19 protein-coding genes are annotated in these 22,755 nt (G+C 40.4%); 11 read left to right on the top strand and 8 right to left on the bottom strand.

The window, feature by feature from the left end:
- Window positions 1-241 precede the first annotated feature (241 nt).
- From KHA88_RS12610 to KHA88_RS12630, 5 genes are all read left to right on the top strand, one after another.
- Complete coding sequence (locus KHA88_RS12610) at window positions 242-937, top strand: ABC transporter ATP-binding protein (RefSeq protein ID WP_213098270.1); 696 nt, start codon at window positions 242-244, stop codon at window positions 935-937.
- The gene (locus KHA88_RS12615) at window positions 906-1,949 is read left to right on the top strand and encodes an efflux RND transporter periplasmic adaptor subunit (RefSeq protein ID WP_213098269.1); all 1,044 of its coding nucleotides are present in this window, start codon (window positions 906-908) and stop codon (window positions 1,947-1,949) included. The genes KHA88_RS12610 and KHA88_RS12615 overlap by 32 nt, the downstream gene beginning before the upstream one ends.
- A gap of 13 nt (window positions 1,950-1,962) precedes the next feature.
- Window positions 1,963-4,842: an ABC transporter permease gene (locus KHA88_RS12620; RefSeq protein WP_213122120.1), complete on the top strand. Its 2,880-nt coding sequence runs from the start codon at window positions 1,963-1,965 to the stop codon at window positions 4,840-4,842.
- A 1-nt stretch (window position 4,843) separates the two neighbouring features.
- On the top strand, window positions 4,844-5,746 hold the full coding sequence (locus KHA88_RS12625; protein ID WP_213098267.1) for an ABC transporter ATP-binding protein: 903 nt from the start codon (window positions 4,844-4,846) through the stop codon (window positions 5,744-5,746).
- A 1,036-nt stretch (window positions 5,747-6,782) separates the two neighbouring features.
- Window positions 6,783-7,397, top strand: a complete 615-nt coding sequence (locus KHA88_RS12630) for an SGNH/GDSL hydrolase family protein (protein WP_213098266.1) — start codon at window positions 6,783-6,785, stop codon at window positions 7,395-7,397.
- 28 nt (window positions 7,398-7,425) lie between these two features.
- Here KHA88_RS12630 and KHA88_RS12635 read toward each other — a convergent pair whose 3' ends face one another.
- From KHA88_RS12635 to KHA88_RS12650, 4 genes are all read right to left on the bottom strand, one after another.
- Complete coding sequence (locus KHA88_RS12635; protein ID WP_213122121.1) at window positions 7,426-8,361, bottom strand: AraC family transcriptional regulator; 936 nt, start codon at window positions 8,359-8,361, stop codon at window positions 7,426-7,428.
- A gap of 153 nt (window positions 8,362-8,514) precedes the next feature.
- The gene (locus KHA88_RS12640) at window positions 8,515-9,351 is read right to left on the bottom strand and encodes a carbohydrate ABC transporter permease (protein WP_213107878.1); all 837 of its coding nucleotides are present in this window, start codon (window positions 9,349-9,351) and stop codon (window positions 8,515-8,517) included.
- Window positions 9,352-9,353: 2 nt separating this feature from the next.
- Complete coding sequence (locus KHA88_RS12645; protein ID WP_213122122.1) at window positions 9,354-10,310, bottom strand: carbohydrate ABC transporter permease; 957 nt, start codon at window positions 10,308-10,310, stop codon at window positions 9,354-9,356.
- A gap of 24 nt (window positions 10,311-10,334) precedes the next feature.
- The gene (locus KHA88_RS12650) at window positions 10,335-11,663 is read right to left on the bottom strand and encodes an ABC transporter substrate-binding protein (protein ID WP_213122123.1); all 1,329 of its coding nucleotides are present in this window, start codon (window positions 11,661-11,663) and stop codon (window positions 10,335-10,337) included.
- Window positions 11,664-12,072: 409 nt separating this feature from the next.
- On the opposite strand from KHA88_RS12650, the gene KHA88_RS12655 reads away from it, so the two are divergent.
- The 3 genes from KHA88_RS12655 (at window position 12,073) to KHA88_RS12665 (ending at window position 15,032) form a co-directional block, all read left to right on the top strand.
- Complete coding sequence (locus KHA88_RS12655; protein ID WP_213122124.1) at window positions 12,073-13,236, top strand: YsnF/AvaK domain-containing protein; 1,164 nt, start codon at window positions 12,073-12,075, stop codon at window positions 13,234-13,236.
- Between the two features lie 224 nt (window positions 13,237-13,460).
- The gene (locus KHA88_RS12660) at window positions 13,461-14,633 is read left to right on the top strand and encodes an MFS transporter (protein ID WP_213098260.1); all 1,173 of its coding nucleotides are present in this window, start codon (window positions 13,461-13,463) and stop codon (window positions 14,631-14,633) included.
- 9 nt (window positions 14,634-14,642) lie between these two features.
- A complete protein-coding gene (locus tag KHA88_RS12665; protein WP_213122125.1) occupies window positions 14,643-15,032 on the top strand; it encodes an SLAP domain-containing protein in 390 nt (129 codons plus the stop codon).
- Window positions 15,033-15,769: 737 nt separating this feature from the next.
- Here KHA88_RS12665 and KHA88_RS12670 read toward each other — a convergent pair.
- Both KHA88_RS12670 and KHA88_RS12675 read right to left on the bottom strand, forming a co-directional pair.
- Window positions 15,770-17,122 (bottom strand): APC family permease, encoded by a 1,353-nt coding sequence (locus KHA88_RS12670; RefSeq protein ID WP_213122126.1) that lies wholly within the window; start codon window positions 17,120-17,122, stop codon window positions 15,770-15,772.
- An 18-nt stretch (window positions 17,123-17,140) separates the two neighbouring features.
- Window positions 17,141-18,049, bottom strand: coding sequence for an acetamidase/formamidase family protein (locus KHA88_RS12675; protein WP_213107884.1), 909 nt, complete (start codon window positions 18,047-18,049; stop codon window positions 17,141-17,143).
- Window positions 18,050-18,330: 281 nt separating this feature from the next.
- Here KHA88_RS12675 and KHA88_RS12680 point away from each other — a divergent pair, with 281 nt between their 5' ends.
- Both KHA88_RS12680 and manA read left to right on the top strand, forming a co-directional pair.
- The gene (locus KHA88_RS12680; protein WP_213107885.1) at window positions 18,331-18,732 is read left to right on the top strand and encodes a VanZ family protein; all 402 of its coding nucleotides are present in this window, start codon (window positions 18,331-18,333) and stop codon (window positions 18,730-18,732) included.
- A gap of 5 nt (window positions 18,733-18,737) precedes the next feature.
- Window positions 18,738-19,685 carry a mannose-6-phosphate isomerase, class I gene (manA, locus tag KHA88_RS12685; protein ID WP_213107886.1) on the top strand — a complete coding sequence of 316 codons (948 nt, stop codon included), beginning with the start codon at window positions 18,738-18,740 and terminating at the stop codon, window positions 19,683-19,685.
- 96 nt (window positions 19,686-19,781) lie between these two features.
- Here the strand turns inward: manA and KHA88_RS12690 are convergent, their stop codons facing one another.
- Window positions 19,782-20,963, bottom strand: coding sequence for a M14 family metallopeptidase (locus KHA88_RS12690; protein ID WP_213122127.1), 1,182 nt, complete (start codon window positions 20,961-20,963; stop codon window positions 19,782-19,784).
- A 137-nt stretch (window positions 20,964-21,100) separates the two neighbouring features.
- Between KHA88_RS12690 and KHA88_RS12695 the strand changes: the two genes are divergently transcribed.
- A complete protein-coding gene (locus KHA88_RS12695; protein WP_213122128.1) occupies window positions 21,101-21,397 on the top strand; it encodes a hypothetical protein in 297 nt (98 codons plus the stop codon).
- Window positions 21,398-21,462: 65 nt separating this feature from the next.
- Here the strand turns inward: KHA88_RS12695 and KHA88_RS12700 are convergent, their stop codons facing one another.
- A complete protein-coding gene (locus KHA88_RS12700; RefSeq protein WP_213122129.1) occupies window positions 21,463-22,674 on the bottom strand; it encodes an ROK family transcriptional regulator in 1,212 nt (403 codons plus the stop codon).
- Window positions 22,675-22,755: the final 81 nt, after the last annotated feature.

The raw sequence follows: 22,755 nt of genomic DNA on the forward strand, positions 1-22,755 counted from the left end.
GGAGTTTACTAACTTTACAGAAAATTTAGCTAGATTATAACTTAGTAATCCAGATTTATCTGGTGCTAAAGGCTTGAGTAATTGTAATAATTAAAGCGCTTGCAATTACACAAATGTATTTTACAACTAGCTGTGCAAAGCGAGGTGAGATTTTTAAAGAAAATAAAAGAACATCGAGAAGAAACATCACAAGAGGGCCTCTAGCCCGTTATTGTTTTTTATATAGGAAGGTGCTGTAATTATGAAACCAGTTGTCAAAGTTGAAAACGTTGACAAGGCGTTCGGAAGTGGCGATAAAAAGGTAGAGATACTGAACCAAATCAATTTCTCCATTGAGCCGTATCAGTTGGTTGCCCTTAGGGGAAGATCCGGTTCAGGAAAAACAACTTTATTAAATATGATTGGCGCGTTGGATCATCCAACGGCTGGAGAGATTTACATAGAAGGAACTCCGATTAGTAAATACAATGAAAAACAGCGTTCGGAGCTCAGGCGGACCAAAATGGGGTTTGTCTTTCAATCTTATGGCTTGGTGCCGCTCATGACAGTAGAAGAAAATATCGAGTTCGGGCTCAGGATTGCGGGCGTTCCGCGAGGGGAATGGGCTGCGAAAATTAAAGAATCGGTAGATATTGTTGGGTTATCAAAAAGGAGCAAGCACCGGCCATATGAATTATCAGGTGGAGAGCAGCAGCGGGTTGCGGTTGCAAGAGCAATAGCAAGTAAGCCGACATTGCTTTTAGCTGATGAGCCGACAGCTGAGTTAGACAGTAAAATGGCGTTTCATATTATTCAAGCATTCCAAGAGTTAGTTAAAAATCGAACGACTACGATTATTATGACTACGCATGATCCTAATATTCTCGAAATAATAGAACATGTTTATACATTGGAGGATCGGAAAATTGACTATAGGAAAAAAGAAATTTACGTCTAAAAAAATATCTATTTATTGTAGTTTTGGAATTATCGCCTCAGTTCTTATGGGAGGCTGTTCTTTTTTACCAAAAGAAGAACCGGTCCTTGCACCACCACTTGTAGAGCCTGCTCAATTGGATTATGAAACTGCAAAAGTGAAGACAGGGGAAATCATTAAAAGAGTGAAGGGTTCGGGCACTTTAGTGCCAACGAGTCATCATGATTTATATTATTCCAAGGATGGCGGACGCTTAAAAAAGGTTCATGCTAAAGAAGGAGAATTTGTTAAACAAGGGCAAACACTCGCCGAAGTTGAAACAGGAAATCTCGCTTTTGAAATTCAGCAGGCACAGATTGAATTGAAGAAAGCTGAAATAAGGCTTCAGCAAATGCGCGCATCAGGTGCGGACAGTTATTCGCTTGAGATTGGAAGATTGGACGTGCAAAGCTTACAAAATAACCTTTCTTATATGAATAATCAGCTTGCAGAATCAAAGATTACCTCACCTATTGATGGGATTGTTACATTTGTAACTGAAATACGGCAAGGCGAAATTGTACCTGCGTATGAATCTATTTTTCAAGTAGCCGAAACGAATCAACTGCAAATTCTCTATACTGCCATGAATGCCAATGACTTGGCGGATGTAAGTCTTGGTATGGACGCCGTCACTACATTAGGTGGAAAAGAAGTAAAAGGCAAAGTAGTGACTACGCCAAAAGATATTCCGGCTGATGTGTATGAGAAAAATCCAGACCTATATAGTAAATCCATTCTTGTTGAGGTCAAGAAGATGCCTAAAGACGTAAAGGTGGGAGATATGGCGAGCATAGAAGTCGTTACGGCTAAAAAGAAGAAGGCGCTCATCATTCCGAAAAATGGTTTACGTACCACCGTTGGCCGTAATTACGTTCAAGTAATGGTGGATAATACAAAACGAGAAGTTGATATTGAAGTTGGGATTATTTCCTCTACAGAAGTTGAAGTATTGAAAGGACTTAATGAGGGAGACGTCATCATTTTAAAGTAGGAGGGATAAGCCCGTGGCAATCTTAAGATTAATTTTTCGCAAAATGCTGAATAATCGCTGGCTGACTGGTAGCTTATTCCTTGGCTTGATCATTACCGTCTCACTCGTATCCAGTATTCCAACGTACACATCCAGCGTGATGCAAAAATTATTGACTAAAGAGTTGGAAGATCATCAAGTAAAAAAACATCAATACCCTGGTGAATTTTCTTTTTCAGATACATTTTCTAAATCCATTGTTAAAGAACCCGCAAAATCACTGGGAAAAGTGGAGGAAATTAAAGCTGATGTTGTGAAGAACGCTGGTATACCCGTATTAGCCACAGCTAATTTAATTGCCACCTCACCGCTAAAAACGATGTTTGAAGATGAAGGTAGACGTGGAACTTCACAAAACGCGGCCAAATTATTAATGATCACCGGAATTGAGGAAAATATTACGGTGACAGATGGTACATATCCGAGTGAAAAAGCTGTAGATGGAATTGTCGAAGCACTTGTATCGGAACAGGCACTAGTGAAAAGAAGTATGGTGCTTGGTAATACCTTTGTAGTTGGCGAGGGCGATCATCAATTTATTATTAAGCCAGTGGGAACCTTTCTGCCGAAAGCCGAAGATAAGCCATACTGGTCACTCATTCCTCAGTCTTTCAGCGATGATTTCATTGTGAATGAAAATTGGTTTAGAAATGAAGTAGTAAAAAACCATGAAGATATTTTGGGAATTGGAAGATTCAGTTCTGCCTTTGATTATCATAAAATAAGCGATTTGCATATACCGACTTTGCTTGGACTGGAAGAAAGCTTGAAAACTGAAATCAATAGTGTGAAAAAAACGACATTGCTTTTCAATTTTCCAATTAAAAATATTTTAAAGACGTACGAGAACAAAGGAAAACAAATGACGACCATGCTCTGGTCGCTCAATGTACCTGTTTTGATTATGCTTGCCATTTATTTATACATGATCTCACGCTTGATTATTGAACGCCAATTGAATGAAATTGCTGTTTTTACAAGCCGAGGGGCAAGTCAAATTCAAATATTAGCGATTTATTTTATCGAAGTATCGATATTAGGCGTGCTCGCTTTAATCATTGGGCCCTTCCTGGGATTACAGCTATGTAAAATTCTTGGAGCCTCCAATGGATTTTTGGAGTTTGTCCAAAGATCCGCACTACCTATTAAACTCTCTGCTAAACCTTATTTTTACGCATTATTAGCTGTCATTGCCTCGATTTGTATGATTATGGCACCAGTTTATAAAGCGTCAGGTCGAAGCATTGTCAGTCATAAACAGCAATCTGCGAGAAGTAATGGCAAAGTGCAGTGGTACACCGTTATTTTTGAATTCGCCTTGCTGGGCATTGCCATTTATGGTTTATATACTTTTAACCGAAGGCAAAAAGAATTAATGGCACTCGATGTCGATAATGCTGATTTAATGATTGATCCTATTCTCTTTTTCATGCCAGCCTTATTTATCATTGGCTTGGGCTTGGTTGCATTAAGGGTTTATCCGTTCATATTAATGGCCATTTACAAACTGGGTGAAAAATACTGGCCTGTTTCATTGTATAGCACCTTTTTACAAGTGAGCAGATCGGCGAAACAATATCAGTTTCTCATGCTATTTTTAGTTATGACAATAGGAATGGGTGTTTTTAGTGCCAGTGCGGCTAGAACAATTAATACGAATTTAGAAGAACAGCTCTTATATAAAAATGGGGCAGAGATGCAAATGCATTTAAGATGGGACAGCACTCGTGTTTCATCGGGTGACGCTCCACAAGGAGGTCCGCCAAGCAGCGGCGGAGCGGAGGCACCGGCTTCAGAATCTGGAGATGCTCCGGTAGAAGCAGCTGAACGCGTCGTTTATTCTGAGCCTCCATTTGATCCGATCGTGAACTTGAAACAAGTGGAAACTGCAGCAAAGGTGTTCAATAAGGAAGCAGTGACCATAACATCAAACGGGAAAAGCATCTACTATCCGCATTTGATGGCGATTGAACCGAAAACCTTTGGCGAAGTAGCATGGTTCAAAAATTCTCTGCTGCCACATCATTGGTTTGAGTATTTAAATTTACTCGCAAATGAGCCAAGTGCCGTGCTTCTTTCAAAGAGTGCTGCAAATTCATTGAAAGTGAAACAAGGCGATTACATTACGATGGAATGGACAGGTTCCGACTCAGGGGAATTTGTTGTATATGGAATCGTTGATTACTGGCCAACATTTAACCCCCTTGAAAAGAGTGAAAACAAGGCTGAAGGTGCTCTCATTGTCGCGAATTTACCTTACGTACAGAACATGCTGGGACTTGAGCCGTATGAAGTATGGCTAAAATTAAAACCTGATACTTCACGTGCAGACCTTTACGAAGATATTAAAAAGGCGAAAATTCCTGTTTTGGTCATGAATGATGTTCAGCCGCAAATTACGGATTTAAAAAATAGTGCGTTGCTCCTTGGAGTGAATGGAACAATGACGCTTGGCTTCTTAATTTCATTGTTGATCTCCTTTATCGGTTTCCTTTTATATTGGGTGTTGACAATCAAATCCCGTACACTGCAATACGGAATTTACCGGGCAATGGGGATTCCGATGCCGAAATTAATTGGTATTTTAGTTTCAGAGCAAGTATTGACGTCAGGATTTGCCTGTTTGCTTGGAATTATCATCGGCGGGGTGACAAGCCAATTATTTGTACCATTGTTTAAGGTATCGATGAATGTAAAAGAATTGATGCCGCCATTTACAGTTATTTCAGATGCCAGCGATGAGGCAAAAATTTATATATTCGCTGCACTCATGCTCATACTTGGATCGGCAATATTAATTGGCTTCTTGAGAAGTATTAAAATCCATCAAGCCATAAAATTGGGTGAAGACTAATATGATAAATTGCCAAAATTTAATGAAGATATATAAGATTGACGACGACCATGAAGTCATCGCCCTTCAAGGTCTTGATTTACAGGTGGAACAAGGCGAAATGATGGGGATTATCGGGAGCAGTGGAAGCGGGAAGTCCACACTATTGAATATGCTGGGCGGTTTGGACCGGCCAACAGCTGGAAAACTAATTGTTAATGGAAAAGACATGCTTCGATTATCCGATAAAGATCTCGTGAAATATAAGCTCGAAACAGTTGGGTTTGTCTGGCAAAACAACGCAAGAAACTTAATCCCTTACTTAACAGCTGTGGAAAATGTCGAACTCCCGATGCTGATCAAGGGCCGTCATAAACGTGAACGTGCGAAAGAATTGCTGGAAATGGTAGGAATGGGACACAGGTTAAACAGTAGATTAAATTCGCTATCGGGCGGTGAGCAGCAAAGGGTCGCGATTGCGATTTCACTGGCAAATAATCCAAGTTTAGTATTGGCGGATGAACCGACGGGAAGCGTGGATGTCAAAACAGCGGACATCATTTTGGATGTTCTCCGGAGTTTGAACCGCGAGCTCGGAGTAACCATCGTGATCGTTACCCATGATACTCAGCTGACAAGAAAAATGGACAGAGTTGTTGCTATTCGGGACGGGAAAACGTCCAGTGAAATTTTGCGCAGATCCTCCTATTTGCAACCAGTCTTCGATGAAAACGGGGATGAGAGTATTGAAGAAGATACACATGTAGAATTGGCTGTGCTTGATAGTGCCAGAAGGATTCAAGTACCGGAAGATTATTTAGAGGCCATCGGGATTCATGATACGAATAAAGTAGAAATGAAGCTTGAAGACGGCAGAATCATCATTGTTAATCCGAATGAAATTAAAGCGAAAGCCGTTCAATAACAATGAGCAGAGGGATGGCGCTATCGTCATTCCTCTTTCTGTCGGAGAGTGAGAATTATATAGACTCTCGGAATTTTGAGTCGTAAATCTGCCGAATTTCCAAAAGCCTACTGGGGATTGAGCTTTATTGAAGATTAGGTATTCCTTTTTTAAAAAAAGACACGCCAAAGAAGCGTCACCTATTTTGCAAACATATTTGCTTATCAAGATAGGGCTTGGTTGATTTCCGCTACAGTTGCTCGCTTTCCGCGGGGCGGGCGGTGAGCCTCCTCGGCGTAAACGCCTGTGGGGTCTCACCTGTCCCGCTGATCCCGCGACGGACAGGACGTCCTAGTGTCGGCGTTGGCCACAGGACGTGGCCGTCTTTAGCCGACCAGGAGTCTCGCACTTTCGCTACAATCAACCTTCAATAGATTTTGTTTTTCAAAGCAACAATCCCTTGGAAAAAGTCCATTAAAAAGATTAGTACGTTCAAGAGAAAATATGACTGATAAGGAACAACAGTTCATCCTTTTGATGAGCATACCAAGCGTCAATGTGTTGACACATCATGATGGCATAAGTGCGGATATACCACATTTTTGTAGACCGATGCCGTCCTGATTCCAAGTGGTAATCAACTTTTTCACACTTGTTTGAGCGCTCTACAGATGTCCGTCGATTATGGGGACGCATTCTCTCCTTTCTTTGGCTTTTTCTTTTTATTTTTCTTGCGTTTCGGATTGATATGGGGCTTGGTATTGTCGGACGGCTTGCCACGAGCAAAAGAATATCTCAGTTGATTGGAGTGGAAGGCGGCGACACCTGGGGGCTCACCGCACGCCCCCCGGAAAGCGTCCGCCTGGAACGGAAATCAACGGTGGCTATCCCTCACGTTGTATGTAGATTATTATCTCGTTCAATATAAAACGGTTAATTTTACTAATAAAAAATGAAATAACCCCTATTAAAAGAAATAAAAAAATAGTACAAGAAAATCTTGTACCATCTGACTCGGTGAATACCAAGAGTCTATTTACTTTAAGGAGGAATTGGAATGGAAAATAAAACGCGAGTATTATTTATTGGTGACAGCATTACGGACTGTGGAAGAAACGAAGATTCGGAAAGCCTAGGCTATGGATATGTCCGGATGATTCATGATTATTTTGTTACTTCTTTTCCGGAAAAGGATTTGGAAGTCATTAATAAAGGAATCGGGGGAAATCGTGTCACCGATTTACAAGCTAGATGGGATGAAGATGTTCTTGAACTAAATCCGGACTATGTATCTATTTCTATCGGTATTAACGATGTTTGGCGCCAGCTGGATAACCCTGACATCGAACAAGTTTATCCCGACCAATTTGAAGAAATATTAACAGGGCTGCTGAAAAAAACGAACGCGCAACTTATATTAATGGAACCAACTGTCATTGAAGAAGATGTTGAGTCAGAAGGGAATAAAAAGCTCATTCCCTATATAGAAATCGTCCGGGAGCTCGCCAAAAAGTATAACGCAATCCTAGTTCCTACACATGAAGATTTTATCTCCTATGTGAAAACCGGCAACCCATACAAACTAACAACAGATGGCGTCCACATGAACTCAGCCGGCAATACCCTCATGGCCAAATCCTGGCTAAAAGCATGCAAAAAAATCGGGTGGTGACAGGCACCACCCGATTTTTGTCGAATTTTCAGTTATTCAAGTATACGGTTCTATCTTCGTATTTGGTATGGTAGATGGGGTCTGGATTATAATACCGTTTCCGATAGTCACTGGGGGTCATTCCGACTTCTTGCTGAAAATATCGACTAAAGTGGGAGTTGTGTTTGAACCCCGATTCAAGTGCTATGTCTAAAACAAGTTTTTTTGGCTCGGTTTCCAGTAATATTTTGGCACGGTTAACACGACAACCCATAAGGTACTTCATCACCGTACCGCCAGTTACTTCTTTAAAAATATGCGACAAATAATATTTGCTGATACAGAGGTTTTTTGCAATATCATCCAGCGAAATATCTTCTTGATAATGTTGTTCTATCCATTTTGTAATCCGGTTTACATGAAGTTCTTTTTCGGTATCAGCATGGATATATTTTTTGTTTTCCGTTTGGCTGAGTTCATAAATTTGAAAGAGTAACTGAATGATTAAAGTTTGCATTTTTGCTTCAATTAAACGGTTGCTTTTTGTTAAGTCTTTATCGATCACTTTTACTATATTTTCTCTGGAATATAAATGTTCGATCTTTTCAATTAGAGTTTCAATCCGATTTAAAAGCGGCTTTTCAACATTCCGAAACAGGCAATTATTGAACTCTGAAAAAGGGTGAAGTAATTCCGGAAATTCTAGTGCTGAAATGCTCGCATTCATCACTTCAGGAGAAAAATGAACAACACTGCGCACATATGGTTCAGTAGGCATGGGATTTGCCCTATGTAATGTTAAGCCATTCAACAGGATAATATCGCCGGGGTGCATATGATAAACGGTATTATTAATTAAATAGTTGCAGCTTCCACTATGAAATAAGTAAATTTCAAATTCTTTATGCGAATGAAACTCGAAATGGCCCCATTCAGAAGATTTACAAGACTTCTTTTTATAATAAGCTAATGGACATGTTTTCACTTTTGTTACCTCCAGGATTTTTTTTCACCCCTATTGGTATCCAACAAGCGGAAGTATGTAGGGAGGGCAGCAGATCCACTGCCCTGAAAAGTCCGATTGGTTCTGTCCTTCATTCCATCAGTAGGGGATGAAGAAACCCTACTGATGAAAATTTCACTTAATCCCTGTAGTTGAAATTCCTTCCACCAAGTACTTTTGGAAAAATAAAAATATAATAAAAGTCGGTACTAAGGATAAGAAGGACATTGCAAATAGCGGTCCCCAAGCAGTTACGGAATTTGGATCAGAAAAAAGTCTTAAACCAAGTGAGACGGTAAATAAGTTGGGATCATTTAAGTAGATCAAAGGAGTCATAAAGTCATCCCATGTCCAATAGAATGCAAAGATTGCCACAGTTGCTAAAGCCGGTTTCGTCAAAGGAAGAATAATCCGCCAGAAAACGCCGAGTGTACTGCAGCCATCAATGACGGCGGCTTCATCCAACTCCCGTGGTATCCCTTTAATAAATTGAATCATTAAAAAGATAAAAAAGGGTGTGCCACCGATAAAAGCCGGAACAATCAATGGATAATATGTATTTACCCACCCAAGCTTATGAAACAAAATGTATTGAGGAATTAGTGTTACCTGACTTGGCAACAAAAGGGTTGCAATGAGACAAACAAATAATAATGATTTAAAACGAAATTTTAGCCTGGCAAAACCAAAAGAAACGAGTGATGACGAAAACAATGTACCTATCACAACCAAAGTTGTGACAAAGGCCGAATTTTGAAAAAATGTTGCAAAGGTGATATTTCCAAAGCCTTGCCAACCTAGCAAATAGTTTTTCCATTCTAAAACAGACGGAATTAATGAAGCTGAATTTTTAAATATTTCTGATTCCGGTTTTACCGAACTAACGATTGTCCATAAGATTGGATAGAACATCACTAAACCAAAACCGATCACAAAAAAGTGAAAGCAAAAACTTCGAAAATTGATTTTCATATTTATTTGCCTCCCTCAGATTCATAGTAAACCCAAGTGGATGATGACCGAAACACTAATGCCGTAAATGCAGCGACAATCAGTAATAATATCCAGGCCATGGCAGAGGCGTAGCCCATTTGAAAATGGGTAAAACCTTTTTCGTACAAATACACCGCATAAAATAAAGTGCGATCCAGCGGTCCTCCGGATGTAATAAGAAAGCTTTGTGTAAAGGTCATGAATCCGCTTACCATTTGCATAATCAAATTAAAGAAGATAACAGGTGTCAGCATCGGCATTGTAATTCTAAAAAACTGACTGACTCTATTTGCCCCATCTACTGCTGCTGCTTCATACAATTCGGAGGGAATTTGCTTTAAGCCAGCCAGAAAAATTAACATCGGAGAGCCAAACTGCCAGACAACTAGAATAATTAATGTTGATAAGGCAAAATCAGGATCGGCAATATAGTTCGTTCCTTCAATTCCAAAATAGCCAAGCACTCCATTAATTGCCCCATCTAAACCAAATAATTGTTTCCACATGACAGCTACTGCGACACTGCCGCCGATGATAGAAGGTACATAATAAACGGTACGGTAGATTCCTACGCCACGATAGTTTTTTGCAAAGAGTGTCGCGATAAATAAAGCGAATGCTAACTTTAAAGGCACTGAAATAAATACAAAGGTAAATGTAACTTTAAGGGCTGTCCAAAACCGCGCATCATTTGTAAACATATTCATATAGTTATCTAATCCGACCCAGGTTGGGGCGGACAATAGATCATAATTTGTAAATGATAGATATAAGGAAGCGATCATCGGACCGACAACAAATCCTAAGAAGCCAAGTAACCATGGAGATATAAAGGCATATGCGATCAATTCCTTCTTTAAATTCCTTTTCTTGGCTTCCACATCGGTTTTTTCGGATGTTACTTTTTTATAAGAAACAGAAGTTGTTTCCGTTCTCATCCATTAAGCACCTCCTCATCGTAGTTATTTATTTTTAGCTAAAATTGTAGTAGCCTCGGCACGGAATTTTTTGGCTGCTTCTTCAGGAGTAATTCTTCCATAATTAAGTTCTTCCGTAATGCGATCTATAAGTGCTGTTATCTCCCCCGCTCCGACAGGTTCTGGAGGATAAAGATCACTTGAATGCTTTTCAACGAGTTCGATATACTCAAACATTGCTTGTGCAGCGTGGCCTAATAATGGCTTTAAATGATCACGAACTTTCGATGAAATCGGAACGCCTCGTTCAGCCGCAAGAATTTCATTTGCTTCTAAATCATTTGTAACGAAATCAATCCATTTTGCTGCGGCTTCAGGTTGTTTTGCTTGTGTAGAAACCGAGAAAAATTGCCCTGGTTTTAAATATAATCCTTCCTCTCCACCTGGAAGGGTTGGAAATAAAGCTAATTTTAAATCACGCCCTGCGGATTCCTGTAAGGCGACGACTTGGTTACTATGAAACCAAATGGTTGGTGCTTTTTCTTGAACAATTAATTCGTCTTCCAAACCTTTAATTGTCGTTGTTATTTTTGGTGGGGCGGCTATACCATCTTCTAATAGATTATTCCAATAAGTGTAATAGTCTATTGCTAATTGATCATCGTCATAGCCAAGACCAGTGCCATCCTCATTGTAAAGTTGTTTTCCATGCTGTCTTAAATAATAGTTAAAGTATAATAAGCCGGTATATACACCGCCAATTCCATATTTATTGTCACCTAGGCCTTCTTTTAACTTTTTCGAGATATCGATATAATCTTCCCACGTATATCCTGGATCTAATGCAGATGGATCGACACCAGCTTCTTCAAACATGGCGGGATCATAGGCGATTGCTGGCGAATTGGTTCCGATATTAACAGCGACGAGTTTGTCGTTATAATAACCGCCATTAATATATGAGTCGCCGACATCATCGAGATTGATGACTCCAGAGTCAACATAAGGAGCTAAATCTAGCAATAGATCACGATCAACATATTCAACCATCCGTGCGTAATCCATTTGGATAACATCAGGAAGGTTTTTTCCCGCCGCAGCAGTAGCAAGTTTTTCCCAATAGCCATCCCAGCCTGTAAATTCGGCAGTCACCTTAATATCCGGGTTTTTTTCCTCGAATAACTTAATAGCAGCTTGGGTTTTATCGTGACGATCTTGTGAGCCCCACCATGCTATGCGCAAATTGATTTTTCCGTCCTTCGCTTCCGTATCGCTCCCCTGATTGGCCTTATTAGTATTGCAACCTGACATCAAACCGACTAGTAATAGAAGTATCATTGAAATGAATAAGAACTTTTGCTTTGGTATTTTCATTATTTTTTCTCCCCCTATAAATATCAGCTTCGTGAAATAGGACGTTCTTCTCATCCTTTTCTATTAATGGTAGCGCTTTCAACCTATTCGGAACTTATCCCCGTTTTTCTAATTCAGAAGCAATTTCAACAGCAAAGCCAGTTAATTTCACCAATCCTTCCATCCCCCCATTTTATAAAGTAACTATAATTATAGTAAACTTCTGAATTTTCCACATGATTACAATTGCGGTATTATCCGCTAAAAATTACCCCATATTGCTTTTACCACATCGGGGGGTGACAGGCACCACCCGAATTTTGTCGAATTATTTTACGTTTGTGTTAAATTTGGACTCTTCGGTTTTGCTGGCTTGTACTCGGGTATAAAAAGAGTAGTACGTCAGGAAAACTCAAGGAGGAATAAATTCATGGATAATAAGACATTTATCGGGACTTTCCACACGGAAGAAGAAGCCATTAACAAAATTCAAGAATTGAAATCCCAAGGGTACGACGGAAATGATATATATGCTATCGCTAAAGATGATGATGATATTTCGATGGTGCGAGGACGAACGGATGCGGAAGTTCAGTCCACAGGTGGAAACTGGATCGATCGGTTTATCTCATTTTTATCAGGAGAGGAACCAGTACGAGGAGCACTTCGTAATATGGGGCTTTCAGATGCTGATGCGGACCGTTATTACGGTGATATCGAAAGCGGAAAAATTTTGCTTTATGTTGATAAAGAATACGGTAACCTGTACGCCAGCGGTTCAAATATCGTGACGGAAGCTGATGAAAACTTGGGACCGGATCCTTTGAACAGGGAAACGAATTATGATCAATCCCAAATAGGCAGTAATGATTTTGAAAAGGCGTCTGATGAAGTTGCTGCTGGTAGTTATGGAGTAGATGAATTCCATCGTGATGTAGATGAAGAGAAAAAATTGAAGCTTCATGAGGAAAAATTGCATGTTGATAAAGAAAGGGTTCAGAGTGGAGAAGTCAGCGTTGAAAAACATGTCGTAGAGGAAGAGCAAAAAGTTGATATTCCGATCTCCCGCGAGGAAGTCTACGTAGAGCGTCGCCCAGTTAATGGTGCGGACCAATTGGACGAAACAGCTGCGACCTTTGACGAGGATGGAGAAAATATTCACATCCCGATTACGGAAGAGCGAATTGAAGTAACGAAAAAACCGGTCGTCAACGAAGAGATTGTTATCGGCAAACGTGAATACGAGGATACCGAAACAGTAAATGAAACGGTAAGACGTGAAGAAGCCGATATTGATCGATCAGGAGGCTCGGCAAAGGAAGACTCCCATTCGAATGCGTTCAAGGATCAACCAAGTGTTGGTAGTGGAAGCTTTTTAAAGGGAGAGGCTAATTCAGCTCGCTTTAGTAATAAAACAACACTCGGCGAAGAAAACGAGTCATACATGAATGAATCTGATTCGCTCCGCTCGCAATCAGACGATATAAGCCAGCAAGCTAAAATTGACGAGGAGCTGGAAGACTCCGAAGATGACATGCAAAAGCGGGATACTAATCCTTATATTGACCATGATAATCCAAGAAATCGGTTTTGATAAATAGAAGGGAAGAGGGCAGCGGTGGCTGCTCTCTTTTTAGTTAACACCGATTCAGTTCCGCCATTTAACTGTTGAAAAAGTTCATCCGGACCCTATCCAAATCTCAACAATTAATAGTATAGTATATTAGTAGCCAAAAGTTGGCCAGTCCTGTAGTTATAAAGGACTGGCTTGAATTATGTTCTAGATGAAAAAAATGAATTGTTAAAGGATGCTATTATATGTTAAAAAATTATCCAATCTTGAAGCTCAAGATGTTTCTGTTTTTTGGAAGTTCCATTAGTGCGCTTGTCGTTAGTTTCCTGCCCCTTTATTTTCAGGCCAAAGGTATTACAAATTCTCAAATCGGGCTATTTTTAGCACTCGGTACCTTTGTTGGTCTTTTTGCACAGCCAATTTGGGGGTATTTGAGCGATAAATTTAAGACTGTGAAGAAAATATTGATTGTCTGTATGTGTGGTATGGTCATTGGAATCGGCTGGCTTTTTCAGCTCGAATCTTTAATATGGATTTTTGTTGCCGGTTCGTTCTTTTACTTCTTTTTCACTTCACTGTTTCCACTGTCTGACAATCTGGCCAAACGGACAGGGGATGAGCATAATGTTTCATTTGGCTCAATTCGATCTTGGGGTTCTTTCGGTTTTTCTGTTATTTCACTTGGAAGCGGCTTCTTATTTTCAGCCATCGGTGTTAAGTATCTTGCGTTTCCGATGTTAGGGTTGGCGGTGATTTCTTTACTATTATCTTTTGGATTGCAGGACGCAAAATCAGGTACGAAAAAAGTGAATATAAAAGAAATTGGTCAGTTTTTTAAAAATCCGACATTATTAACCTTTTTTCTACTCGTATCCTTCATATCGATGACACATCGGGTTAATGATAGTTTTATTAGTTTATACTTATTTAGTATTGGTGGAAATGAGATGCTTGTGGGCTGGCTTTGGTTCTTAGGCGTCCTTAGTGAAGCTGTGTTATTCTTTTTTAGTGGTATTTGGTTCAATTCCAAACACCCAATCAAATATATTATCCTTGCCGGTTTTATTTACACAGTAAGATGGGTTATGATTGCCTTTATAAAAGATCCTGCTGTTCTTTTATCCATTCAAGTATTGCACGGCATTTGTTTTACAGTCCTCTTCATGGGCGCCATCGAATATTTATATAAAGCTGTTCCTCAAGAAATGCAGGCAACGGGCCATATGGTGTTTATGGGAGTTACATTCGGGATTACAGGTATTATTGGTTCATCAGTAGGCGGGATGATTTTTGATGTCTTTAGTGGGTCCGCACTTTATTTGACTATGGCTGTATCAGCTTTCATCGGTATGATTGGATTTATTTTCTTTTACTATAAGGAAAAGTCTAAGGAAGTGCCAAGACCAGTGGAAGGATGAGGTCCGAATATGGAAAAATATCGAATACATTATCACCCGATGTGGGAAAAAACATTATCAGAAAGCCAGAAATCAACGTACGAAGAACTTGTCGAAACAGTTAAGCCACAGGATAATGAATTAACCGTTAAAGTAGTGTATGGAACGTACAAACGAAACGGCGGCTTTGTGATTACAGTCTTTCTGAACAATGGCTTTAAACATGCACTAACAGTAGAGAAAGCGAGGGTTTCCGTTTCTGATGGAGACGGAAAAATAATTGCGAGTGACAATTTTGAACCGAATCTATATATTAATGCTCGCTCATTTCAACCATGGTCATTTGTTTTTTCTAAAGAAAGTATTTTGCAGAATAATGCGGAGCTGGATTCATTGCAAGTCACAATAAAAATAAAATAAAAAAGGTGCGAATCTCTCGCACCTTTTTTTTATATAGGATAAAGCAGGTTTTCCGAAGCTTACCGCTCGCTTTCCGCGGGGCGAGCGCCAAGCCGCTTCGTCGCTGCGCTCCTGCAGGGTCTCGGCTGTCTCGCAGATCCCGCAGGAGTCGAGCGGACGCTTCTCCAAATCAATAAAGTACTATATTTTACTAAATCACAGCTTCAACCATTTCATCTACCACGCGTGCGGAATGATTCCCTGGTATGAGTGCTTCAATATCAAAAATCACTTGAATTTAACGGTTGTTTTTAGGTTTGAAAGTAGTGGCTAATTGTCTTTTAGGGTTCGTTCATTAGTGATTATTTGATTGCTCAAAAAATCGTCCCTTTCTTAAATGGTGTGTGGTAACTTCATTTTACTAAATAGGACGATTTTTTTTTATTCTATTCTAAAAAATCCTAGTTCATAGCGCAACTTTCATATTTTGCACTCCGTTGATTGGAGCGGAAGGCGCGAAGACTCCTGCGGGAGTACGGGGCAGGGGAGACCCCGCAGGAGCGAAGCGACGAGGAGCGCTCCCCGGCACGCCCGCGGAAAGCGAAGCGCCTGGAGCGGAAATCAACAGACCCATTTAACTAGCCGAAAAATTAAAAATAAGAGGGGCTACCAAAGGTCAGTAATCTGACTTTTTGGGCAGCCTCCTTTTGTAGACAATCTGAAAGTTGCGAATCTCGAGTGGAGATCGCACCTTCTGCTTATTCGGATATTTTTATATCCTTCTTGAATTTTTTCAAATAAATAAAATAGAGTACACCGATGCCAAGCCAGATGAAGCCGAGTTGTTTCGCCATGGGATCTAAGTTGAACCAGACGAATCCAATAATAAGGAACCCGATGGCTGGCAGGACAAGATGGCTGAAATAATTTGTACTTTTCTGTTTTCTCATATAATAATTGATGACAGAAATATGCAAAATTAAAAAGGCAGAAAGTGCTCCAAAGTTGATAACTGATACGAGCTGGCCAATTTGAGCCGAGAAAAACATCGTTACAAAAAAGGAGATGGCAGCAACGACAAATGTTGCGATATGTGGTGTTTTAAACTTATGATGTACTTTTGACAAAACATGTGGAAGCTTCCGATCGCGCGCCATACTGAAGATAATCCGAGAAATAGCGGCCTGTGCCACCAATGCATCCGCAATTCCCCAAGCAACAACAGTAGCGATGATCGTCGTCCATTTTAACCATGGACCACCGGCAATTTCGGCGATTTGATAAAAAGCGGTATCGACATTTTCAAACGTTGTGTAGTCAGGCCAAATGAGGGCGGCAATCCATGTTTGAATAATAAACATGACACCCACTAGAAGTAGAGCCCCGATAATGGCATTTCCGATCGCTTTCTTTCCGCCTTTCGATTCTTCTGCAAGCGTGGAAACGGCGTCAAAACCAAGGAAGCTTAAGACGGCAATGGAAACAGCACCCATGACAGTGGCCATCGAGAAATTATTTTTGTCATATAAAGGCTTGAAAGTGAATTCTGCTCCGTTCGCATGCTGGGCAATAGCAATGATTCCAGCAACGATAAAAATAAGTAGCACAATCAGTTCGGCGATTAAAATAATCTTGTTTGTTTTAGCGGTAAATTCAATGCCAATGACGTTTATAACTGTGTTTATACCGATAAAAATAAGCAGCCAAACGATAATCGGCACTTGGGGAACAATATCTGCAAGTGCGGCGGCACTCACTAAATAGAGAAGAGCTGGAACAAAGATGTAGTCGAGCAGAATGAGCCAGCCTCCGAAAAAACCGGCTGTTTCGTTAATCCCGTGACTAGCATATGAATAAACTGACCCTGAATAAGGGATCGCTTCCGACATTCGCGCATAACTGAGCGCAGTGAAAATCATCCCAATCATTCCGATGATATAAGCGAGTGCGACCATTCCTTTTGCACCGGTCGCTACTTCACCGTATATGCCAAATGGAGCGATCGGCACCATGAAAATCAAACCATAAATCATTAAGTCCCAAAAAGTAAGCGCGCGTTTCAGTTCCTGTTTATAAACAGGGCCCGACCCGTTTGTCCTGACAACCTCCATCTAAACTCCCCCTATGATCTAATTGAAAATCTTTATGTCATATGCATCTAAAAACCATTGTGGTACAAAAAAGCGTGCGGTCAAAAGTGGATCAACAATTTGCGAAATTTGCGAATGACCGATTGCACTCATCAGCATTGTCATTTCCGCTAAGTCCATGTCTGTGTGGGGAAGTAATAAATCGATCATTTCTTCCACTGCGAGTTTTGCTGCTTCATCGAGTGTTTCTGCCGATACGAGGATGCTAAGACCATCTTTGTTTTTAACCAATGGATGGTTTATGCTTTGGCCTTTTTTCACTTCAAGCGTGATGTCCGCTTTACCAGCGACCTCGATACCGGAAACGCCAATTTCACCGTCGCCCATCGCTGCGTGCATATCGCCAAGCCCGAAGAGAGCGCCTTCATGGAAAACAGGGAAATAAATCGTTGCCCCTTCTGTAATCAGAACGGTATCCAAGTTGCCCCCATGATTTCCCGGTGTTCCACATGAAACCGCTTCATTTTTTGGAGCGACGCCAATGACACCAATCATTTTATTCAAAGGTATCCTGACTTTTTCGTTAAAAACAGCTTCCTCGTCTTCAATGGGAATCATTTTTACTGTAAAATCATCATCCATTCGATGCCCCATGACACCAAGGTTTTTGCCTGTCGCAATGACTCCTGAATCACTTATCTGGATTCCGTGAATGTTGACAGCAAGTACATCTCCAGGCTGAGCTGATTCGACAAAGATCGGACCTGTTGCTGGATTGATTCGATCCCAGTTAATCGTATCCATTGTCGTATCGCCGGATGTAATTTGTCCTTCGAAGCAATCATACGATTCAACCGTGAAACGGTCGCCGGATTTAACTGTTGCAACAGGCGTATTTTCATTGCTGAAGGCATAGATCGGCTTACCTAGCTCTACAATCTGACTCATATTCAATTTCCCCTTTCGATTATGTATAAATATTAATGTCCTAATATTATGACATCAGCAATATCCTACCATAGTCACGGGCAAATGTGAACGTTTTTCGACAAGATCGACGTGGGAATTTAGCAGTATGCACACTTGCTTGTAAAAATATATATGCGTTCATTTCAAAATAAGTAGTCCATTTGAAATGGAAGTCCTTAAGTAAATCGGTTGTAAAGCCATTTTCGAAATGAGTATAATAGTGTATATGTACGTAACTACATAAAAAAGGAAATCATTTAATGAAAGAGAGACACTTTTGGCTTGCTGCTGCCATTATTTGGTGTGCAGCTATTTTTATTGCAACAGCTTCTCCGTCTTCAACAGGAGGAAATACACAATTATTAATAGAAAAATTTTTACAGCTTTCTGCTGACCAAGCGGCATTACTGAACTTCATTTTTCGTAAATTTGTTCATTTAAGTGCCTTTGGTTTGCTAGCCATTTTATTCTACAATAGCTTCGAAAAGAGGAATTTCTTCATTGCGTGGATGATTACAACCCTTTACGCAGCAACGGATGAAATTCACCAAGTTTTTGTACCCAGCAGAACAGGTTCGGTTGTTGACGTAGGAATAGATTCACTAGGCGCACTCATTGCCTTATTACTTTTAAAGATTTACATAGCAAAAAAGAAAGGATGATCATTATGGTACAACCTTTGTTTTTACAGCCAGTTTTTCAAGAGAGAATTTGGGGAGGGACGGCGTTAAAAGATAAATTTGATTATGATATTCCCACTGATCATACGGGAGAGTGCTGGGCGATTTCCGCTCATCCAAATGGACCATCTATTGTTAAAAATGGTGAATTTGCTGGAAAAACATTGATCGAGCTTTGGGGAGCTCAGCCTGAATTATTTGGCGGCTATCATACGAAAGTCTTTCCACTGCTGACAAAAATTTTAGATGCCAATACAGATTTATCTGTTCAGGTCCATCCAAATGATGAATACGCCAATCTCCACGAAAACGGTGAATTAGGGAAAACGGAATGCTGGTATATCATTGATTGCGAGGAAGGCGCGGAGCTTATTTTCGGGCATACCGCTAATACAAAAGATGAATTTGTGCAAATGATTGAAAACAATGAATGGGAGAAATTACTGCGGAAAGTAAAAATTAAACCCGGCGATTTTTTCTACGTCCCAAGTGGTACCATTCATGCGCTTGGTAAAGGGACAGTTGTTCTCGAAACTCAGCAAAGCTCCGATACGACTTATCGACTTTATGATTATGGCCGGGTTGGGCAAGATGGAAAGCTAAGGGAGTTGCACCTCGATCAATCAATTGATGTATCAACGATTCCACACCGGGATGCAGGATTCTCCCCGGAAGTGAGTGAGATTCCGGGCGGTACAATCACGAAATACGTTGAGGCTGACTATTTTACTGTCTATAAATGGGAGATTGATGGACAAGCTGACTTTGAACAAAATAAACCATTTTTACTGGCAAGTGTCATCGAAGGCGAGGGCAAGTTAACGGTTGACCAGGAAACATATTCAATCAAAAGAGGCGACCATTTTATTTTACCGGCTGGGGCTGGAGATTTTCAAATTGAAGGAAATGTCAGGATGATTACTTCTCATGTATGAAAAAATGGGTCAGTCCCTTAAGGGGAATGACCCATTTTTAAAAATTATAGGTATATTTATCTATTTGGTCTCATCTTTTAATAGTACAATCATTCACTACATTAATGCTCTTACAAATATTCCGGAGACGTGTGTATAAATTTCGTCAAACTGAGTAATAGGAAGTGGATTATGGCCAAGCCCCAGTTCGATTGTGAATCCCGGTTTGCGGAAATCTTGAATGAACCAGTCTTTATAGCCGGCATAACTATCAACATAGCGGATTGCTTTATATCCGCTTATTGATGCAAAATCGTTTGCCAACACTTCAGATTCAGGAGGTTCAAGCCCTTCGTAGCCCCAATATATTTCTTTTCCTTGTGTATGCAAAGCGAGCAGCCGCTCATAATTTTCTTTAATGGCAATGTCTGCCATGGCTTTTGTTTCCGGCTCTGACAAAGGTTTATACCCGGGAAAATCGCGTGGGCCGGGTTCCTTTGGTTTCCGCTCCTTCTCGAATTCCCAGTTTGCCGGAAATTGTTTATTCAAATCAACCCCGCGAATATTCGCTTTCCAACCGGAAAAGTCTTCGCTGCCTTTATTCAATTTGATTAACTCATCTATTCTACCTGCCGGGGGTCCGTTGACGACCAAATTGACGCCATCCGGATTGACCATTGGAATCGCGGTTAGCTTCGATCGTAAATATGTCGTTAGAGCGGATACTCCTTTTATCGTTCGTTCGTTTGTTAATGCAAGCAGGTATTCATTTAAAAACTGCATGAGGATGGGAGTAGTAATCCATTCATTTGCATGGAAGGAAGCATTTATTTGCACCTTCCGGCTGCTTTTTCCGATTTCTACATTATAAAGCGGCTGATTAAGCACACTCTTTCCAACCTCACCCCTTCTCATAAATGGATAAATGGACCCAAGTTTATCAAGATCCGTTTTCATTTTTTGAAAATCATAGGCCTGTTTGCCATTAACGATGAGCTTCGTTACCCTTGAGGGTAGTCGTATTTTCTGTCCGACTTGCAGCTTACTAGGATTCAGATCTTGGTTTAATAATAATAAAACATCAATATTCAAATTACGCCTCTGCGCTAGTTTCCATATCGTATCACCCTTGCGAATGACATACGAATCCTCAGTAAAACCAGGGATTTGTACAGCCTGCCCATTTTGTAGGACATTCGGGTTAATATTTGGATTAGAATCAATGATTAGCACTAGCGGAATGAAAAATAACTGGCTATAGTGCCAAAGTGTGTCACCGGTTCGAACACGGACTTCCATTAGCATCCCCCCAAGAAAAACCGTTATCAATTTAGTTGTATGTGGGGAATAGAGAATGATGACTGAATGCATGAAACTGGTACTAGCCTAGTTTTTATCACGGTGTTATTATTGTTATTAAGAGAGGTGGTGAAAACATGAACATTGATGAAAAATTAGATTTAATCTTGAAGAAGCTGGACGAGCACGGAACAAAATTGGATGAGCATAGCCGTATTTTAGGTGCATTAATTCACGGCCAAGAAGAATTAAAAGCAAATCTCGAAGGTTTTAAATTGGAAACATATAAGCAATTCGGAGAAATAAAAGCAAAGCAAGACGCATTTGAAAAGAAACAAGACACGTTTGACGCCAAACTTGAACTACTTGAAAAGCGGACTTGGAAGACTGAAACCGACACCCACCGCCTCAAAAAAATCGCTGGTATTGAATAACTGCAAAACGCCTCTATTTCCCTCATTAAATTAAACAATCAAAACACAAGGGTCATTATCTCCGATTAATTCACCGGAGATGATGACCCTTCGAATATTTCCCCGAGTACGAGTGCCGCAGCCCCCATCGCCGTTCCATATACACCTTGCGATGAACAGATAATTTCTGTCGCTTTCGCTTGATCAGTTAACCCTCTCTTAGCAAGTGTTTCCTTGATCTGTTGCAAAATAAATTCGCTTGCGTCCGAGACACCGCCGCCAATAATAATTTTGGCCGGATTGAGCATATGAACCAAATTGGTTAAGCCAATTCCAATGTATTCTCCTGTTTTTTGTAAAATATCAATGGCAAACTTATCTCCAGCTAGGGCTGCTTCGTATACGCTATTTCCTTCGATTTTACTTAAATCGCCGTTCACCATTTCTCGCAATTGACTCTTTGAACCGTTCATAAGCAGGTCAACTGCTGTCTCTGCAATCGCAGGACCTGATACTAATGTTTGCCAACAGCCAATGTTGCCGCACGAACATAGCCGCCCCGACATATCTACGGTCATATGACCAATTTCACCGGCTAAATCATGTTCCCCGTGAAAAAGCTTGCCATTCAGGACGATGCCAGCCCCGACACCGTGGCCAATATTTACAGTGACCATATTCTCGCATTGTTGCTCCCGTTCATACCAATATTCACCGAAAGCCATTGCCCTAACATCATTATCTGCTTTTACAAGGACATTAAATTCGCTTTCCAATTCAGCTTTTAAAGGAATATCCCGTAAGTTTAAAATAGGTGCGAATAAACTCGTTCCACTTTCTACATCGACTGCACCGTGCATGCCAATACCGACTCCAATTACCTCTTTTCCACTATGAGAGCTAACGACTTTGGAAACCATTTCCTTCATTAATATAAGCAATTCTTCTTTTGTGATTGTGGAAGGGATAGGACAATCTTCTTTTATGATCGGGAAACCCGATAAATCTACAAGAACACCACGAATCGTTTTTGGTCCGACATCCAAGCCAACGACATGAAACCGTCCGCTATTAATGACAAGCATTGTCGGCTTTCGGCCACCAAGTGATTCGCCTTGTTCGCTCTCAATTACAAGCTCGGATTCGATTAATTCACTGACAAGGCTGCTCACGGTTGGTGGGGTCAGTTTTGTTTCCCTAGCTATTTTTGCACGGGAAATGGGTCCATCCGTCCGAATTTTATTTAAAATAATGGATCGATTTAAAGATTTCATCCATTGAAAGCTTCCTATTTTCATCCAATCACACATCCTTTTGAAAATGAAAAAACCGTTTGCAAAAACATTAAATATACTATACCATAATGAGTAAGTTAAATT

The sequence above is a fragment of the Lederbergia citrea genome (assembly GCF_018343525.1).
GTDB lineage: Bacteria > Bacillota > Bacilli > Bacillales > Bacillaceae_C > Lederbergia > Lederbergia citrea.

Excerpts from the sequence above, each read along its gene's own strand:
- KHA88_RS12610 (WP_213098270.1), top strand. The coding sequence starts at position 242 with ATGAAACCAGTTGTCAAAGTTGAAAACGTTGACAAGGCGTTCGGAAGT.
- KHA88_RS12625 (WP_213098267.1), top strand. The coding sequence starts at position 4,844 with ATGATAAATTGCCAAAATTTAATGAAGATATATAAGATTGACGACGAC.
- KHA88_RS12630 (WP_213098266.1), top strand. The coding sequence starts at position 6,783 with ATGGAAAATAAAACGCGAGTATTATTTATTGGTGACAGCATTACGGAC.
- KHA88_RS12640 (WP_213107878.1), bottom strand. The coding sequence starts at position 9,351 with ATGAAAATCAATTTTCGAAGTTTTTGCTTTCACTTTTTTGTGATCGGT.
- KHA88_RS12645 (WP_213122122.1), bottom strand. The coding sequence starts at position 10,310 with ATGAGAACGGAAACAACTTCTGTTTCTTATAAAAAAGTAACATCCGAA.
- KHA88_RS12650 (WP_213122123.1), bottom strand. The coding sequence starts at position 11,663 with ATGAAAATACCAAAGCAAAAGTTCTTATTCATTTCAATGATACTTCTA.
- KHA88_RS12655 (WP_213122124.1), top strand. The coding sequence starts at position 12,073 with ATGGATAATAAGACATTTATCGGGACTTTCCACACGGAAGAAGAAGCC.
- KHA88_RS12660 (WP_213098260.1), top strand. The coding sequence starts at position 13,461 with ATGTTAAAAAATTATCCAATCTTGAAGCTCAAGATGTTTCTGTTTTTT.
- KHA88_RS12665 (WP_213122125.1), top strand. The coding sequence starts at position 14,643 with ATGGAAAAATATCGAATACATTATCACCCGATGTGGGAAAAAACATTA.
- KHA88_RS12670 (WP_213122126.1), bottom strand. The coding sequence starts at position 17,122 with ATGGAGGTTGTCAGGACAAACGGGTCGGGCCCTGTTTATAAACAGGAA.
- KHA88_RS12675 (WP_213107884.1), bottom strand. The coding sequence starts at position 18,049 with ATGAGTCAGATTGTAGAGCTAGGTAAGCCGATCTATGCCTTCAGCAAT.
- KHA88_RS12680 (WP_213107885.1), top strand. The coding sequence starts at position 18,331 with ATGAAAGAGAGACACTTTTGGCTTGCTGCTGCCATTATTTGGTGTGCA.
- manA (WP_213107886.1), top strand. The coding sequence starts at position 18,738 with ATGGTACAACCTTTGTTTTTACAGCCAGTTTTTCAAGAGAGAATTTGG.
- KHA88_RS12690 (WP_213122127.1), bottom strand. The coding sequence starts at position 20,963 with ATGGAAGTCCGTGTTCGAACCGGTGACACACTTTGGCACTATAGCCAG.
- KHA88_RS12695 (WP_213122128.1), top strand. The coding sequence starts at position 21,101 with ATGAACATTGATGAAAAATTAGATTTAATCTTGAAGAAGCTGGACGAG.
- KHA88_RS12700 (WP_213122129.1), bottom strand. The coding sequence starts at position 22,674 with ATGAAAATAGGAAGCTTTCAATGGATGAAATCTTTAAATCGATCCATT.